This is a genomic window from Bacillus sp. SRB_331 (assembly GCF_003264175.1).
Taxonomy (GTDB): domain Bacteria; phylum Bacillota; class Bacilli; order Bacillales; family Bacillaceae_G; genus Bacillus_A; species Bacillus_A mycoides.
The window spans coordinates 1-1,040 of record NZ_NADV01000089.1 but is presented as its reverse complement, the minus strand read 5'-3'; the positions used below and the strand labels follow the sequence as shown (position 1 = coordinate 1,040).

The following is a 1,040-nucleotide window of genomic DNA, read 5'->3' as shown; positions in this document are numbered from 1 at the left end:
TATTATCTTTTATAGATAGCCTAAAAGTAGGCACATCAAATAAACCCTGACGGGTTTCAAATTTTTCGCTATGCTACCTGATGGGCAGAAGTGGTATACTCATACACAACACCTAAAATATCAAAGACTGTTTTTTTCTCATATCTGTGAGATTTTCGTCCGTTTCGCTGTAGGAGGTTAAACAGACGAAGGAGAATCTTTGATAATTCTTGGGTGTTTTTATGTAGTGCTTGATGAAAAAGTAAGAAATAATCTTTAATTATGTACATCGCTTTATATTCACTTAGTTCTTTCTGTTTCTTACGTAACAGGAGTTCTCTCATTTTAAACATAGTAGAAGAACATAATAGGATACTAATGAGTTGTCCATAAAGGTGGCATTCTAATCGCTCTTGTTTAATAGATTTACAACGATGAATTTGAAACCAAGATTTCCATATTTTAAATAACAGCTCAATTTGCCAACGCAGTGAATATAAATCATAGATTTTCTCTTTCGGTACCCATTCCGTAGGAATGTTTGTCATATATACCGTAATTCCTTGTAAAAGTTTCGTACGCTCTGTATATGTAATCCCTTTTTTCTTTTCACGAATAGCTCGATCATGTAGACGTTTCTGTTTTTGCTCCTCTGTACATCTATAAACCACAATGCGAGTGGGTAGTTTGTCTTTGCTCCCTACATATACATCATGTAATTCATACACTTGGCCAGGTTGTAATTGGTTCATGATGTCTTCCAAATGAATTTGTATATACACCGGTCTCAATTGAGCAGGTTTTGTTTTAAATACCACTGTTTCGAATTCTTTTCTATATATTTTAGTTGGTAATTTAAGACGTGATAAATAATACCCTTCCTTATCTTGGATCGATTTAAAGTCTTGTAAACGAAAGTACCCTAAGTCACGAATATACAGTTCATTCTTTTGTGTCATGTCCATTCGAGTCGCCCCATATGCCTGATCACTTCGTTTTCCTGGTTCAATTTTCACATCAGAAAACTCTCCACTCAACAAGTCATACTCTAATTGAATTTT

General features: G+C 34.3%; 1 protein-coding gene. It reads right to left on the bottom strand.

What is annotated here, in order from left to right; genetic code table 11:
* Positions 1 to 68: 68 nt before the first annotated feature.
* A partial coding sequence (locus tag B5P42_RS31220) for an IS4-like element ISBce2 family transposase (RefSeq protein WP_113736064.1) occupies positions 69 to 1,040 on the bottom strand: 972 nt, incomplete at its 5' end.